Raw genomic sequence first — 16352 nt, 5'->3', positions numbered from 1 at the left:
ACAACGGCAAGGGCGTGCTGCGCGCACGGCGCGATCTGCCATCGAGGCTGACGCGCCTGCGGCGCCCTACTAGTCGCGTACCTGGGCTAACAGGCGCTTCCAGTTCTTCTGATTGCGGCGGTAGGATTTTTTGAGGTCTTCGAGGATGCGCTCGAAGTCAGCGTGGCCTTTGAGCTTGCGCCAGGCGGGGTTGATGGTGAACCACGGATAGTTCTCGTTGCCCAGGTAGATGGCGCGGCGAAGCCAGTGCAGCGCCTCGGACTCGTCGCCGTCGAGCGCGAAGTAAGTAGCGAGCCGGTAGGCCATCTCGCTGTCTGCCTCCGCTGCCGAGAGCGTCTCATCGACGATGAAGGTCGCGGCCTTTTCGCGTTCGCCAAGCTGGACGTAGCAGAGGGCGATCGTAGGAAAGACGATGCGCAGAGAGGACTCGTCGCGGATGACGTTTTCGAGGGTTTCGATGGCCTTGGGCAGATCGCCTGTGCGCATGTACTGGTAGCCGAGCGAGATACGCAGGAGAGGCTGGCGCGGCTCGAGCGTGAGTCCCTTCTGGATCTCGTCCGACGCAAGCTCCATCTGGTTTTGATACTGATAGACGCGGGCGCGATGGTTGTAGATGAGAGCCGCGTTCGAGGGGTTCATGCGGAGCGAGGCGTTGAACTGGTCGAGCGCCTCGTCGTACATGCCGTCGATGCGGAGGGTCTGGCCAGCGACGAGACGGACGTTCCAGTCGTTGCCCGCGGTCTGGAGAAGGTTTTCGATGCCGTGGCGGGCAGACTCTTTTTCACCGCGCGAGAGGAGCATGTAGACGCGGTAGAGATTGGCTTCGACTGAGCCGGGATCGAGCGCGAGAGCTTTGTCGAAGGCGCGGCGAGCTTCGAGGACGTGCATCTGGCCGCCGAGTCCGTGACGTGCGTACTGGAGGTGGGTGATACCAAGGCCGGTCCATGCGGGAGCGTAGTTTTCGTCCTGCTTGACGACGGAGGTGAAGGCCTCGCAGGCGCGGTCGAGCTCTTCGCGGCTACCGGTGCGGGTCATAAAGGAGGAGAGCACGGCGCGGGCCTGGAGGTACTGCTCAGAGAGGTCTTCGGTGAGCGAGGCGGCGCGGTGATTTTCCTTGAGTCCCTGGAGGTCGCCGAAGCCCTGGAGCGTGCTGAAGACCTCGTTGCAGATCTCGGACTGAACGCTGACGAGGTCGAACGAGGCGACGTTGATGGAGCCTCCGGCGCGGACGCTTTGGCCGGTGACGTCGAGCAGCTGCCAGTTGAGATCGAAGCCTTTGTCGGAGCGGAGGAAGTTGCCCGCGAGGACGAAGTTGACGAGAAGCTTTTTGCCGATGCTGAGCGGATCGAGCTGGTGGGTGGGGATGTTCATGAACGAGCTCGACGGGCGGACGACGAGGTTGGACATGCGGGTGAGGCGGGCGGCGATGGCGTCGGCGAGCGCGTAGCCGTAGAGCGGGGCGACGTCTGCGGGGCCGAAGTTGACGAAGGGTAGAACGACGATGCTGTTCTGCTTGGTCGAGGAGGTGGTGCCGGACTCGCGGAATCGCTCGGCGAGCATGGAGAGGATGCCGGTGGTGCGCTTCTCTTCTTCGGGTGTGTCGAGCGCGAGCCGCCCCTGCGATGGCAGAAGCGAGATGGAGGAGTCGGAGGGCATCAGGACGGAGTCGAGCTGCATGGCCATCATGATGGTCTTGAGGGCTTCGCGGACGTCGGCGGCGGAGCTGTAGCGAGCGGAGGGCTGCTTTTCGAGGCAGCGAAAGATGACGGACTCGAGCTCGACGGGAAGGCTGGGGTTGATGACGCGGATGGAGATGGGTTCGGCGTACTGGATGGCGCGGATGGATTGGAACTCGGGTGCGTCTGGCCGGTGGAAGGGGTGGCGGCCGGTGGCGAGTTCGTAGAGGATGAGGCCGAGGGCGAAGATGTCGGACTGGACGCTGGACTGGCCGGTGACGAACTGCTCGGGCGCCATGTAGGCGATGGTGCCGCCGCGTGCGGTGTAGGTGGCGCCGAGGGCTGGCGGGTTGCGCTTGCTGGCGGGGCCGGCGGGGTCGAAGTCGGCCTGGTCGCGGGTGAGGCGGCGGGCGAGGCCGAAGTCGAGGATCTTGATGAGGCCGCCGTCGGTGAGCATGACGTTGGCGGGCTTGAGGTCGCGGTGGAAGATGCCGAGATTGTGGGCGGCGGAGAGGCCGTCGGAGGTCTGGATGCCGGCGGAGAGGACGAGCTGAAGGCTGGCGGGGCCTTCGGAGATGACCTTGTCCAGGCTCTTGCCGGGGATGTACTGCATGACGATGTAGGCTTCTTCGCCGTTGCCGTTCTCTTCGGGGGCCTCGCCGACGTCGTAGATGGCGCAGACGTTGGGGTGGTCGATGGCGGAGGCGAGGCGTGCTTCGCGGAGCTGGGTGGCGCGCATCTGCTGGATGGTGAGGTTGCCTCGCTTAAGCAGCTTAAGGACGACGGGGCGCTGGAGGAGGGTGTCGTTGGCCAGATACACGACGCCGCTGCCGCCAGTGCCGATCTTGCGGACGAACTCATACTGCTTAATCTCACGGCGCTTCATGGAACCATTATCGCAAGGGTCGGGGTGTGGATGGAGGGACGCTGCTTGAGCGGAGAGATACGCGGCGATGCGGGGAGGGTTGGATCAGGCTAGTGGGTGCGGAAGTAGACGTCGTAGAGAGGCGGCCCGGGCTGACGTTTGTAGGGCGACCAGGCGGCGGCGAAGTCGGGGCTCTGAAGAAACCAGCTCAGGAAGTCGAAGTTTCTGTCTTCGAGTCCCTGGCAGAGATGGGTCGGGGTGCAGTGCTCTACGATGACGACGTCGGGCTTCCAGCGATTGAGGTCTTCGGCGGATTCGGTGCGCTGTAGAGTGGCCAGGCTGGCGAGTGTGTCGGGCGGAAGATATTTGAAGCCGGCTGGAAGAGGAACCGGAGGCTGTTCGTTCTGCACGATTGCAGAAAGCATCCACAGATGGGCGAAGCGGCTGCCCCAGTTCAGGTCGTGGGAGACGGCAGTACCGAACGGCATGACACTGGTGGAGAAGATATAAACGGTAGTCGACGGCGGGTATTGAGACAGGAGCAGATCGAGCGTCTTGGGATGGGTAGGCCCGTGGCTGACGGAGGTTGCCCTGAGATTGGCGGTGAGAGTCACTAACTCTACCAGGACAAGCGCGGATGCAGCCAGCATGCTGAGACGAAGGTTGACGGCATATTTGCGGTAGAGCGGAAGCACAAGCTCCAGTACCAGCCAGGAGAGCGCCAGCATAACGAACTGCCTGCACGGAAGCAGATGATAGTACCAATCCTTATTTTGTATGTCGTATGCGATGGAGGCGCCGATGGCGCAGGTCAGCAGCGCGAAGAGGATGTACAGGCCCTTGAGGCGCCGGCGCAGGGCGTAGCAGGCGAAGAGCGTGACGAATATCGAGAGAGTGGTTGCCTTGTAGGTAAGGGCGAGATGCATCGCGCCGATAGAGCCGAAGGCCCAATAGGTATGGAGCAGGATGGGGACCGTCTCCGTCTGATATCGAGGCGCGAAGACACGCATGACGGCGAGGTAGAGTACGCCGGTAAGAACGAAGGCGATGAACTTCGGCGAGAGGATTCGTCGAAGGCTGCGGCGGGTGACAGCGAGGAACAGCTCGAACGCAATTAAGACAAGGAGCTCTTGCGGTTTGAGACAGACTCCGATACCCGCTTGCTGGTCAAGATAGTTGCAGACACCTTCTGTTTTGCAGTATAGATTCAACGCCAGGCGTTCCTCGCGCTGTCTATGTCAGCGGTTGACGTCTATTTCAACGGTTCACGATCCCTACGCGGAACGGTGGCTTCGCACCCTCGTCCACATCCTGGGTAAATGTCTCCGCGGTCTTTGCCGGATCATAGCCTCGCCACAGCCACATCATCTCGTCCGCAAACTCCGCGCCTCCGACGCCTGCTGTATGCGGGCCGGTGCCGAACGAGAAGCGGAAGTCATAGCCCTTCAGCTTGAGCGCGTTCGCCATGCGGATGTTCGCCATCGGCCACGATCCGTACTTCGGATTCTCCTGATCGTTGCTGCCGTCCTGCAGCCATACACGAACGTTGCGGTGGTCTTCCCGCAGAATCTTCTCCGGATAGTCCTGTCCGCCGTCCGCGACCGCTGGATCTTCCTGCCATTGGATTGAGGTGAATGATCCGATCCACGAGATGACGCGGCTGAAGTCCTGCGGTCTCTGCCACGCGGCGTTGAAGGCGCAGATGCCGCCCGAACTCAAGCCGGTAATGGCGTGGGAGTACGCATCGGTGCGAAGGCTGTAACTCTTGGCGACGGTTGGCAGAAGCTCATCGTGGAGGAAGCGCCCGTAACGATCCGACACTGTGTCGTATTCGGTCGAACGCATCGAGTCTTTCAGCGTGCGCGACCACTTTTTTCCATACGCCTCGACGAACTTATACGTCAGCGTGTTCGGCGAGGCGGAGATATCGCCCGGATTCGTGAAGACTGCGATGATGACCGGAATCTTTCCCTGTGCGATCAGATTGTCGAGCACGTTCAACGCCGGATGATCGCCCTTGCGGTTGATGTATCCCTCGCCGTCCTGAAAGACCATCACCGCAGTAGGTTTCTTCGGGTCGTACTGCGACGGAACGTAGATCCAGTAGTCGCTGACCATGCCGTCGTAGATCTGGCTTCGCAGCGTAAGCCGCTTCGACAACACGCCCTCGGGCACGCCGGGATGCTGCAACGCATCGCCCGTAAGCGGCGGAGGCGCAGGCGCTGGGCCGGAGTTCGGTCCACCGGGCTGCTGCGCGACAGGCGAAGCGGGTTGCTGTGCCGACAGATGCAGCGACATCACAAGTAGTACTGGAACTAGAACGCGTCGAGTGAACAAGAACGATCTCCGTGAAAAAGGCTTTCAGCGTCAGACGCAGAATACACGTTTTCCCCTTCGGCTCATCTTCGTCCCGCCATCTTCATCATGGAGGCCCAGCGCAACTGATTCCTTACGGTTGGCTTCCCCGCATCCCGGTGCTACACTAAGCTTTAGGTTGAAGCAAAGCACAGGGAGCGGTACGCTTTCCTTCCTCCGCACCAGACCACACATTTCTCCGGACTTTATACCCCGGAAAGAGGCTATCCAGCACCCCGATGATCTATCTTCTCGTCGTTATCCACATTATCGTCTCGCTCTTCATCATCGGCGTCGTACTTCTGCAGCAGGGCAAATCGGCCGATCTCGCCGGAGCCTTCGGCGGCCAGGGTTCGCAGACCGCCTTCGGACCACGCGGCGCGGCTAACTTGCTCACCAAGCTGACCACCTACTCGGCCATTGTTTTCATGCTCACGACTATCGGCCTCACCATCCTGCTCTCGCGCGCCAGCGGCGACCACTCGGTTCTCTCGGGCACCAAGACCACGCAGAGTGTACCCGCGAAGAAGTAGGCTATCTATATTCGATCAATGCGCAGGCCACTGGCTTGCGCATTTTTCATGCTTTCGATAACTACACGCAAGCCTCAACCCGATCTCTAGACGGCGTTTCCAATAAGGCTCCCCATGATCCATGAAGTCCTCACCGTAGGCCCCCTTCAGTGCAACTGCTCCATCCTCGGCGACGAGGCCTCCCGCGAGGCCATCGTGGTCGATCCCGGCGACGATATCTCCCGCATCATGGCGTTGCTGCGGCAGCACTCGCTCACCGTCAAGCAGATCGTCATCACCCATGCCCACATCGACCACATTGCCGGGGCGGCGAAGCTGAAGCAGTTGACCGGTGCGCCTATCCTTTACAACCAGAACGACCTGCCGCTGGTAAAGATGATGGACATGCAGGCCAACTGGCTGGGCGTCGGCGTGCCCGAGGTGCCACCGCCCGACGACAACCTCGACGACGGCAAGCTGATCGCCATCACCGGCCTTTCGGGCTCCATCCTCCACACGCCCGGCCATACGGAAGGCTCCGTCTGCCTCTATCTTCCTGAACGCGGGCTCCTGATCGCAGGCGACACCCTCTTCGCAGGGTCCGTAGGCCGCACCGACCTCCCCGGAGGCAACACACGCAAGCTGCTAGCCTCCATCCACGAGCGCCTGCTGACCCTTCCCGATGAGGTCACCGTCATCCCCGGCCATGGCAACCGAACGACCATCGGTCAGGAACGTACTTCAAACCCATTCCTGCAAGACAAATAGAATGTTACGATTACGGAGATAACGAGAAGCAACACCTTACATGCATCACATGAACTATTAACTATTGTGGTTCACTTGTTGCACGCTTCAGACGATCGACGCCAGCGGCAAACTCACTCGAAGGTCCAAGCAGGCTGACCACCACGCGCCCGCCTTCGGCGATCCCATAGAACGACCCCGGATGCACCACTACCCCGGCACTCCGCAGCAGCGTTTCAGCCGAATCTTGAGCCTCGGCTCTCTGCGGCAGGCGAAGAATCGCGCTCCATCCCGCATCCATCCGCAGCACCTCCAGCCCGCCGTCCAATGCGGCCTGAAGATTCTCCCGCACCCGCTCCCGGATCTGCCGCTGAATTCCCTGCCGCGCGCTCAGCCATCCCGGCAGGGCAATCTGGACCGGAGCGTTCATCGACAGGAACGTATCCGCAACCACCTCCAACCGGCCCATCGCCTCGCGCCTTGCTTCCTCCGGCCCAAAGCCCGCCACCCAGCCGACCTTCATCTGCGGCAGACCCGCGATCTTGCTCATCCCGCTCAGTACAAACGTCAGCACTGGGTGCGGCCCCACCGCAAAGCTCTCCAACCGCGCCTCAGACTTCGACGACTCCTGAAGTTCCACTGGATAGTCGAGAAACACCTCGTCCACAATTAACGCCAGACTGTGCCGTACGCAGATCTCTTCCAGCTTCCGCCGCTCCTCGATCCCGGTAGCGTGGCCCGTGGGGTTGTTCGGATGCACCACCACGATTGCCTTCGTCTTTGGTCCGATCCTCCGCTCCAGCTCCGCGAAGTCGATCCACCAGCCGAAGTCGTAGAAGAGCGGATAAGGCCGCAGCCTCACATCCTCCAGGTCCGCCAGGAAGTCGAAGAGCGGATAGCTGGGCTGTGCCACCAGCACCTCGTTCCCAGCGTCGCAGAGCAGCCGAAAGAGATATCCGTACCCCTCGCTTGTACTCGTCGTCAGCACGACGTTGTCGGGGTCCACCTCGGCGCGATGATCTGCGTAGTACACAGCCACCGCCTCTCGCGCCGACCGCATCCCTCGCGGATCGGGATCGTATGTGAGCGCTCCCGCACTGGAGAGAGGAGCCAGAATCGCCTCCGCGTCGTACGCAAACCCGCACACCGTAGGGTTCGACACCGTGAGGTCGATCAGATCGCGTCCAGCCGCCCGCGCCTCACGGATCGCCGCCGCAAACCCGCTCTCTCCCACATCCCAACCCGTCCGCTGCGAAAACCGATAGCTCACTCTTCCATGCTAATGCCGTAGCCGGATGAGTGAATCCGCGACGAAACCTATAGAGCCGGATCGAGCCGTGCCTCGACGCTCGGAGTGCGAGCCACCGCACTCCGCATCTGGCGATCGCGCAGGATCAGAAACGGTCGTTCCACGCATGCATACAGCAGAGCCGCGAAGCCAAGGCAGCTCACCGCATAGATTCCCGCAGCGCGCCATCCTGACTCGTGCGTGAGCCACGGAAAGATCGTTTGATCGAGATGGGCGATCTCCTTATGCGTCAGATAGAGGCTGAACGCAAGCGTTGCCAGCGTCTTCGCTCCCGGCAGCGGAAGCTGCAACGGTCCGCTGCTCGAAGCCGCCGATGCTACCAGCAGTCCGAACCCAAGCGAGATCAGCGGGAAGCCGTAGACTACACCGAAGGCTCGATCCGGCGTTGGGTACTCCCATCCAAACGACCACATCGCCGCCGCACAAACCAGCAGTCCCGCTACGCCAAGCGAGCTCCCACGGCGCGATACCTTCGCCCACCACACAGGCCGAAACGTTCGAATGCACGCCAGCGCCACGCCGCTCACCAGGCCATCCAGACGGCAGTACGTCGGATAGTAGATTCGCTTCATAAACAAGGCCCACATCTCGTCATCGCTCACGCCCGGTGCGCGAACCACATGCAGCAGCTCCCATCGTCGCAGCAGCACGCCAAAAAGCACCACCGACAGAATCAGGCTCACTGTCTTCCACGCCGCCGGCCTTCGCATCTGCCACAGCACCAGGCATGGAAGCAGAAGGTAGAAGTGCTCCTCCACGCACAACGACCACGCATGCGAGAAGGCAAGCTCCGCCGGATAGTTCATCACGAGATTCGCTGTGAACGTCAGGAACTTCCACGCCGCTGCGACTCTCTCATGCTCCCGCCACGCAGGCACGGCGAAGTAGAGGAGCAGCACCACCAGATACGCCGGCAGGATGCGATACGCTCGCCGGATATAAAAGTCGCGCAGACGCAGGCGCTGCCCATCGGCGAACGGCTTCAGTAGCTGCGACCCGATCAGAAATCCGCTGAGCACAAAGAAGAGATCAACCCCCATCCAACCGAGATCTCCAATGCGCCCAAGAGCGCTGGGAAGGAACGACTGCAGATGGAAGATCATCACCGCCACAATTGCGACGGCGCGCAAGGTATCCAGCCCATGCAGTCTAGACATTTTGGCGGAGCTCAAAGGGGCTACTCGTGAGGCGAAGATGGGCAACAGTGAGGCTAGACTAGCAGCTACTTCCCAGCCGCAGGCATCGCGTATCTGAAGAGATAACGCAGCGAGCAACAATCCAACGAGACCCCGCAACGCACAAGCGATTCTTCCAAAATTTATCTTCTCCGATTGACACCCGTCACCCCGCTCGATACCCTCAGCTTCTGCACGACTGCACGCCGGGCCATCTTCATCACTCCAAAATCTCAATCGCCCTCATCGCCTGCGTCTCACGCCGGCGAGGGCAGAAAGCTGATCCCTATGAGCAGCAAAACAGACTTCAGCGTCGACGAATGGGATCTCCTCCGCTCCGCGCCCCTGATGGCGAGCATCCTCGTCGTTGCCGCCAGCCCCAGCGGCCCCATCGGCATCATCCAGGAGTCGGCAGCCGTCGGAAAGATGATCATCCAGACTGCCGCGACTGCGCAGACTCCGCTGCTGAAAGAGCTCGCCACCGACCTGACCGAGAAGATGGCGATCCCGAAGCCGCCTGCGGGAGCGAGCCCCGCGGCGATCCAGGCAGCGGCAGGCGAGATCCTCAAGCGGACCTCCGATCTGCTCGCGCAGAAGGCTACGCCGGAGGAGACTGCGGAGGTCAAGCAGTGGCTTGCCAAGACCGCGCAGACAACCGCAGAGGCGACGAAAGAGGGCGGATTCCTGGGCTTCGGCGGCGTGCTTGTCTCGGAAGAAGAGAAGGCCGCGCTTGCTACGGTCAACAGCACGCTGGGTCTTTAACGATAAAGCGCCCTACGCGGGCAGCGCCCACTTCGTGGGGTGTGTACCGCTTTGCGTGGGCCTCCCGATGGTCGGCGGAAACATTCTCCATGCGACCATCGGGAGCAACGACCGGTGGGGTATGTAAGTCACGAAGTGATCGCCGCCCGCTCAGGGCGACTTACAATTATCTCCATATGATTCCAGTGACAGCAGTCCTCTTCGACTACGGCATGGTTCTCTCCGGTCCGCCCGACGCCTCCGCCTGGGTCCGCATGCGCACCATCTCCGGCCTCACCGAAGATCATCTCCACCACGGCTACTGGGCCTATCGCCACGCCTACGACCGCGGCGACCTCAACGCCGAAGCCTTCTGGACCAAGGCCGCAAGCAGCGGAGGCACCGTCCTCACGCCCGACCAGCTCACCGCCCTCATCGACGCCGACACCGACTACTGGTCCACCCTCAACCCGCCGATGCTCGACTGGGTTCAGCGTCTCCAGCGCGCAGGCGTCCGCACCGGCATCCTCTCCAACATGCCCGACGCCATGGAGCTTGGCCTCCGCGCGCGTCATCAATGGATCGAGGCCTTCGACCATCAGACCTGGTCGCACTCCGTGAACCTCGCCAAGCCCGAACCTGCGATCTACCGCCACGCCGCCGAAGGCATGCGCACCCCGCCCGCCAACATCCTCTTCATCGACGACAAGATCGAAAACATCGACGCCGCACTCGCCTCCGGGATGCAGGCCATCCAGTACACCGACCACGCCACCTTTGAGCGCGAGATGCACACGCGCGGCCTCGACGACCTTCTACAACTAGCGGGTAGTATGGAATCTCGAAACGGGAAGATATAGTACCCCCGTAACGTCTTTCTCCTCATCTTCCAACCGCAACCGCCTCGTCCCCACGGATAGTTAAGGTCAGGCTGTACCAGCGCTCTGCCCGCAGCCAAAAACCATGCCACCATCGCTCTCTCTCCGACGTTACGTTGCCGGTCTCTGCGCCCTCGCGGCTCTGCTCCTCAGCAGTTACACCGTCTGCGCCCAAGTCACAGGACCGCAGCAGCTTCTCTTCGCAGGCCTGCGCGCATCGTCGTCACCCAATACCTTCTACGCCCAGTTCAACGCCGTTCAGTCCGACGCCAGCGGCAACCTCTATCTCCTCCTCGACCAGCACGACGGTGTGCGCGTGCTCAAGACAGATCCCACCGCCTCCACCGTTCTCGCCCAGGCACAGCTAGGCGCAGCAGGAGACGTCGGCCTCGCCATGGCGCTCGATCCCGCGGGCAACGTCTACATCACCGGCACCACTACCTCCGGCGCACTCGCTACCTCCTCCGCCGCAGCCTTTCCCAGCCCCGCCGATACATCGACTAATAGCTTCATCGGCAAGTTCGACCAGAACTTGAATCCAATCTTTCTCACCTACGCGGGCAGCAGCCGTACCGCAGCCTCCGCCATCGCTGCCACGGCGAACGCGGTCTACATCAGCGGCAGCATCTTCTCCTCCACGCTTCCCGTCACGCCGTCGGCCATCATCCAGGCCCCCGCATTCGGCAGTCTGCAGAACGGCTTCGTCGAAGCCTTCAACACCTCCGGCACTGGGCTGCTCTACGCAACCTATCTCAGCGGCCAGTCGCTCAACGGAGCCGCGAACACCGCACCCGCGGCCATCGCCGCCGACAGCTCCGGCAACACCTACATCGCCGGATACACCACCAGCTCCGGCTACCCGACCCTCAACGCCCTCGTCCCCAACATCATTCCCAACACGGCCGGAACCACCTCCGGCTTCCTCACCAAACTCACCCCCGCCGCCGACGGCATCCTCTTCTCCACTTTTATTCCCGGTGCAGGCATCACCTCCATCGCCCTCGCACCCTCCCCGCAAGACCCCGCCACGCAGACGCTTCTACTCTCCGGCTCCATCGCCCTCGGTCAGTTCCCTGTCGCAACCGTCCTCGCACCCATCGCCTCCGCCACCAGCTACCAGACCCTGCTTCGCATCTCTATAGACGGCAGCTCCGTTCTCTCGTCCACCCTCCTCGCACCCGGCACCCAATCCACCCTCACTCCATCGCCCGACGGCGTAGTCTGGATTACCGGCACCCTCACCACCCCCGCCTCGCTCCTGCCGCTCACGTCTCTCTCCACCATCGGCAACGCATACGGCCTTCGCGTCACACAGCAGAACACAGCCCAGCCACAGATCGATCAGGCAATACGCTTCGGCGGACTTCCCTCCACCAACCCCAACTTCGCCAGCCTCCCCGTCACCCTCACCGCAGTCACTGCCGACCCCACCGGCCAGCCAATCTTTGCCGGAAGCGCCAGTCCGACCGCATCCGCAAATCTCCTCGCCACCCAGACCTACGACCTCCCGCTCTACAACACCCCCACCACTGCGCTGCTCTCCACCCTCCGCGCCGCCGTGCTTCCCTCCGGCACTTGCAGCGGAAGCCTCTGCGCCGGTTCAGCCGCCTACCTCGCGAAGCTCAGCCCCACCACCGCCGCTCCCAGCCTCGCTCTCTCGACGGACAACGCTCCGAATGTAACCCTCCGCAACCTCGGCACCGTCGCCGCCATCAACCTGCAACTCAACTCGCCCAGCTTCGCCCTCGCCACCGACTGCCCCACCACCCTCAACCCAGGCGCAGAGTGCGAGATCGCCCTCACCGGCTCAGGCCCCGGCACCCTCACCGCCGAAACCTCGAACGCCACCACCCAAACCATCAACATCCCCGCGATAACCACCGTTCCCAGCCCAATCGCCTTCTCCCCCAAAGAGCTGGACTTCGGCATCGTCACCTCCACCAGCCCGTCCACCGCCCGCACCGTCACGGTTACAAATCTCTCGCAACAACCCCAAACCTTTACCTCAATAATCGCCAGCAGCCAACTCACTCCATACACTTTTTCCGAATCCTCAAACGACTGCCCAACCAACGGCTCCATTACCTCTAAGACTCTCGCCGCCGGAGCCACCTGTCACATAATCCTCAGCTTCGCCGCTTCAGCTACCTCTACCGACGACGGCCCCGCCCAATCAACATGGACTATCGGCACCGGCAACGTCCTCCTCTCCGCCTACACGCAGGCCGCCTCGCTCAGCCTCTCTGCCAGCGAGATCGACTTCGGCACCCAGTACGGAACCGTCGCTAACTCCGGCCTCCGTCTACCCCGCTTCCTCTACCTCTCCAACAACTCCGCGACCTCCATCACCCACACCCCGGTCGCCCTCGCCGCACCCTTCAGCCTCGCCGACGACTGCCCCACCACCCTCGGCCCTCACACCGTCTGCCAGCTCCAGATCAACTACAACTCCTCCATCGCACCCTCCGCCGACTCCACCACCCTCACGCTCGATCAAGGCGAGGCTGTCCTCATCACCGGGACCACCCTCCCACCACCACTCGCCACCGGCCAGTCCGTCAACCCCAACCTCACCGTCTCTCCTACTGCCATCACCTTCACCGATCCCGTCCTCGTCACCAACACCTCCGCCACCACGCAATCGGTCACCATCACCAACATCGGTGCGCAGCCCTTCGCCCTCAGCCTCGCCCTCACCGGAGACTTCACCTCCACCACCAACTGCCCCGCCCTGCTCCCCGGCAACAACACCGCCTGCAACGTTCTCCTCACCTTCGCGCCCTCGCAGCCCGGCATCCGTAGCGGCCTGCTCTCCGTCACCGCAGGCTCCGGCACCAGCCCCACCTACGTTACGCTCAGCGGCACCGCGACCGGCATCCTCTCCGCGCCCAACAACACCCTCGACTTCGGCGACGTCATCCTCAACCAGCCCTCCGTCCAGTGGTACAAGATCACCTCGTCCTTCGCCGCCCTCACCGCCTCCACCTCCGTCCCAGACTTCAAGGCCATCCTCGTCGAAGACGTTGGCTTCGGCCACGGCCAACCCTCCTCCGCCGCCTTCACCAGCTCCTTCACCGGAAGCTGCCGCAACTGCTGGCTCGGCGTTCAGTTGACGCCCACCAGCGCGGGCCCGCAAACCGCTACGCTTACCCTCGCCTCCACCAGCGGCAGCCCATCTCCGCTCACCCTCACGGGAACCGGCCTTCCCCTCACCGGCCTCATCCTCGCGCCCGTCACGCAAGACTTCGGCAGCATCCCCGTCCACAGCTCCAGCGCCCCTACTCTCTTTACCCTCACCAATCTCACCACCTCCACCGTCACGCTCTCCACCCCCACCGTCACCGGCGACTTCACCATCAGCACCGAAGCCTCAGCCCCCACCGGAGGCCCAGCCTGCAGCGGCTCTCTCGCACCCTACGCCTCCTGCTTCCTCAACATCGTCTTCGCCCCCACCGCCACCGGCCAACGCCCCGGCGTCCTCAACCTCCCCACCGGCTCCACGCCTGTCACCTCCGCGCTCACAGGATTCGGCACACCCGACCCCGGCCTCTCGCTGAACCCCACCGCGCTCCTCTTCAACAACGTCCCCGGTCCCACCTCCACCCAACAGACCATCACCCTCACCAACACCGGCTTCTCCACGCTCCAGATCGCCGCCCCCACTACCGCGACGCCCAACTTCACCTCCACCACCAACTGCACCACCCTCACCCCCACGCAGACCTGCAACATCACCGTCACCTACACTCCCACCACCGCCCTCGTCACCGACACCCTCCAGATCCCTGTCACCAGCTCCACCACTGGCCTCACCACCTACACCGTCCCTCTCAGCGGCGCCTACACCACCGAGAACGCCGGCCTCCAGATCCTTCCCGCCGAAACCAACTTCGGCCCCGCGCCCACCTCCACCCTCGGCGCAACCCGCCAGTTCACCATCAACAACCTCACCAGCAAATCCCTCTCACTCAACCTCGCCCTCCCCCGCCAGTTCGTCCTCACAGCAGACACCAAGACCTGCGCCGCCCTCGCCCCCAACGCCTCCTGCACCTTCTCCGTCACCTTTCTCCCCCTCACCAACGGCGACCTCACCGGCACCATCTTCGCCCAGGCCACACCCACCGACGGCTCCGCCACCCTCAACGGTCTCGCCTACCTCGAAGGCTACGGCAACGGCAGCGCCACCCTAGCCATCACCGGCAGCTTCATCCCCAACCAGCCCGCCCTCAACTTCGGCCAGATCGCCTCCGGCCAAACCGCCCAGCAGACCCTCACCCTCACCAACAAAGGCGCCATTCCTCTCACCGTCCGCCGCCTCACCAGCGAGTGGCCCTTCCTCGTCACCTCCACCACCTGCGGCGCAACCCTCAGCCCGAACCAAAGCTGCACCGTAACCCTCACCTACACCGCCGTCAACCAGACCACCAGCACCTCCTCGCCCCAGCCCACCACCGACACCGGCACCCTCGTCATCGAGAGCGACGCCCTCAGCGGTCCCGACCTCGTCGACCTCACCGGCTCAGCCGCCCCCGTCTCCGCCGCACCCGGCACCGCCCCGCTCGTCTCCTACGCCGCCTCGCAGAGCTCCCTCACCTTCCCCGCCATCCAGGCAGGCAATAGCTCCCCACCCCAGACCGTCACCCTCGCCAACACCGGCACCACCACCATCCACATCACCACCCTCCAAACCACGCCCGACTTCGCCTACCAGAGCAACTGCGGCACCCTCCTGCCCTCGCAGAGCTGCAACATCAACATCACCTTCACCCCGCAGCCCGACGCCGCCAACGACACCTCCGCCCGCATCAGCGCCCTTCAGATCACCTCCGACGCCAGCACCGCGCTCGACTTCATCAGCCTCCTCGGCACCGCCACTCCATCGCCCCTCACCCTCACGCCGCTCTCGCTCAACTTCGGCAGCGTCCAGGTCGGCAGCACCGCCACGCTCCCACTCCAGATCACCAACACCAGCCCCACCCCCATCACCTTCAACAGCATCACCACCACCTCCGGCTATCTCACCACCGGCGACTGCCCCGCTCCCGGCACCCCCATCACTGCCTCCACCAGCTGTACCCTCCAGGTCGCCTTCACCCCCACCCAGACCGGCGCGATCCCCGGCACCGTCACCGTCTCCACCTCAGCCTCACCCGCCGGACTCATCGCCACACTCACCGGCATCGGCATCCAGTCGCACCTTCAGATCGTCCCCGGTAGCCTGAACTTCGGCAGCATCGCCGTAGGAGCCTCATCCACCCAGACGCTCACCCTCACCAACACCGGCACCGCCTCGGTCACCGGCCTCAACTTCGCCATCGCCGGGGACTACGACATCACCGTTCCCTGCCCCGTTACCCTGCTCGCACCCAACACCTCCTGCCAACTCACCGTCGCCTTCACACCCACCGCACTCGGCGCACGCAACGGCACCCTCACCATCGCCAGCTCCGACAGCGCCGCACCCATCCAAGTCCCGCTCACCGGCAACGGCGTCCCCAACGGCACCTTCCTCCTCACCGTCGACGGAGCCTCCTCCGCCACCGCCACCGTTCCCAGCGCGAGCCCCGCCAGCTACACCCTCCTGCTCACCCCGCAGTACAACTACATCGGAACCGTCGTCCTCAACTGCACCCCCATCACCGCTGGCCCCAACGCCGCCTGCTCTCTCCTACCCTCAAGCATTCCTCTCAACGGAGCGCCGCAGAACGCAGTCGCCACCATCAACACCATCACCACGCCGCCCGTCACGACAGCGAGCAACACGCTCGACAGAGTTCTTCTCGGCCTCCTGCCCGCCTCGCTCCTCTTCTTTAGAAAGACCCGCCGCATCCGCACGATCCTTTGCGCGCTCCTGCTCACCGCGGCATCAGGCTGCGGCGGCACCAAGACCCAGCTCGACGTCCTCGTCACCCCACCGGGCACCTACCAGTACCAGGTCACCGCCAGCTCTACCACCGGCGTCCAGCTTACCCAGACTGTAACCCTTAACCTCGTTGTCACTGCGCGGTAAAGATGATGTCCTGCCGGACGGGCCGCCTGCTCGGCGAGAGGTCACTTCGTGACTTATGTACCTGTCACGCCCGCGCAGGCGACA

Annotated in this window: 10 protein-coding genes; 5 read left to right on the top strand and 5 right to left on the bottom strand. The window is 63.1% G+C overall.

The genetic code is table 11. From position 1 onward, the window contains the following. Window positions 1-69: 69 nt before the first annotated feature. From GSQ82_RS08575 to GSQ82_RS08565, 3 genes are all read right to left on the bottom strand, one after another. Entirely contained in the window at window positions 70-2562 is a 2493-nt protein-coding gene (locus tag GSQ82_RS08575; RefSeq protein WP_158791866.1) for a serine/threonine-protein kinase, read from the bottom strand. A gap of 89 nt (window positions 2563-2651) precedes the next feature. Next, on the bottom strand, window positions 2652-3752 hold the full coding sequence (locus GSQ82_RS08570) for a hypothetical protein (protein WP_158791865.1): 1101 nt from the start codon (window positions 3750-3752) through the stop codon (window positions 2652-2654). A 46-nt stretch (window positions 3753-3798) separates the two neighbouring features. Next, the gene (locus tag GSQ82_RS08565) at window positions 3799-4878 is read right to left on the bottom strand and encodes an esterase family protein (protein WP_158791864.1); all 1080 of its coding nucleotides are present in this window, start codon (window positions 4876-4878) and stop codon (window positions 3799-3801) included. 257 nt (window positions 4879-5135) lie between these two features. Between GSQ82_RS08565 and secG the strand changes: the two genes are divergently transcribed. Together secG and GSQ82_RS08555 are read left to right on the top strand one after the other, a co-directional pair. Then, window positions 5136-5429 (top strand): preprotein translocase subunit SecG, encoded by a 294-nt coding sequence (secG, locus tag GSQ82_RS08560; protein ID WP_158791863.1) that lies wholly within the window; start codon window positions 5136-5138, stop codon window positions 5427-5429. Window positions 5430-5543: 114 nt separating this feature from the next. Further along, window positions 5544-6176, top strand: coding sequence for an MBL fold metallo-hydrolase (locus GSQ82_RS08555; protein ID WP_158791862.1), 633 nt, complete (start codon window positions 5544-5546; stop codon window positions 6174-6176). A gap of 61 nt (window positions 6177-6237) precedes the next feature. Here GSQ82_RS08555 and GSQ82_RS08550 read toward each other — a convergent pair whose 3' ends face one another. Both GSQ82_RS08550 and GSQ82_RS08545 read right to left on the bottom strand, forming a co-directional pair. After that, on the bottom strand, window positions 6238-7425 hold the full coding sequence (locus tag GSQ82_RS08550) for a pyridoxal phosphate-dependent aminotransferase (protein WP_158791861.1): 1188 nt from the start codon (window positions 7423-7425) through the stop codon (window positions 6238-6240). Between the two features lie 47 nt (window positions 7426-7472). Next, window positions 7473-8621 (bottom strand): acyltransferase, encoded by a 1149-nt coding sequence (locus tag GSQ82_RS08545; protein ID WP_158791860.1) that lies wholly within the window; start codon window positions 8619-8621, stop codon window positions 7473-7475. Window positions 8622-8927: 306 nt separating this feature from the next. On the opposite strand from GSQ82_RS08545, the gene GSQ82_RS08540 reads away from it, so the two are divergent. The 3 genes from GSQ82_RS08540 to GSQ82_RS08530 all read left to right on the top strand — a co-directional run bounded on the left by GSQ82_RS08540 (window position 8928) and on the right by GSQ82_RS08530 (window position 16268). Beyond that, the gene (locus GSQ82_RS08540; protein WP_158791859.1) at window positions 8928-9401 is read left to right on the top strand and encodes a hypothetical protein; all 474 of its coding nucleotides are present in this window, start codon (window positions 8928-8930) and stop codon (window positions 9399-9401) included. Between the two features lie 176 nt (window positions 9402-9577). Beyond that, window positions 9578-10240 (top strand): HAD family phosphatase, encoded by a 663-nt coding sequence (locus tag GSQ82_RS08535; protein ID WP_158791858.1) that lies wholly within the window; start codon window positions 9578-9580, stop codon window positions 10238-10240. A 103-nt stretch (window positions 10241-10343) separates the two neighbouring features. Continuing rightward, window positions 10344-16268, top strand: a complete 5925-nt coding sequence (locus tag GSQ82_RS08530; RefSeq protein ID WP_158791857.1) for a choice-of-anchor D domain-containing protein — start codon at window positions 10344-10346, stop codon at window positions 16266-16268. Window positions 16269-16352: the final 84 nt, after the last annotated feature.

Origin of the sequence: Granulicella sp. L60 (genome assembly GCF_009765825.1) — a bacterium.
In the GTDB taxonomy this organism is placed as follows: Bacteria; Acidobacteriota; Terriglobia; order Terriglobales; family Acidobacteriaceae; genus Edaphobacter.
Note: the sequence above shows the minus strand (reverse complement) of the source record. Positions and strands in the feature narration are given on the sequence as shown.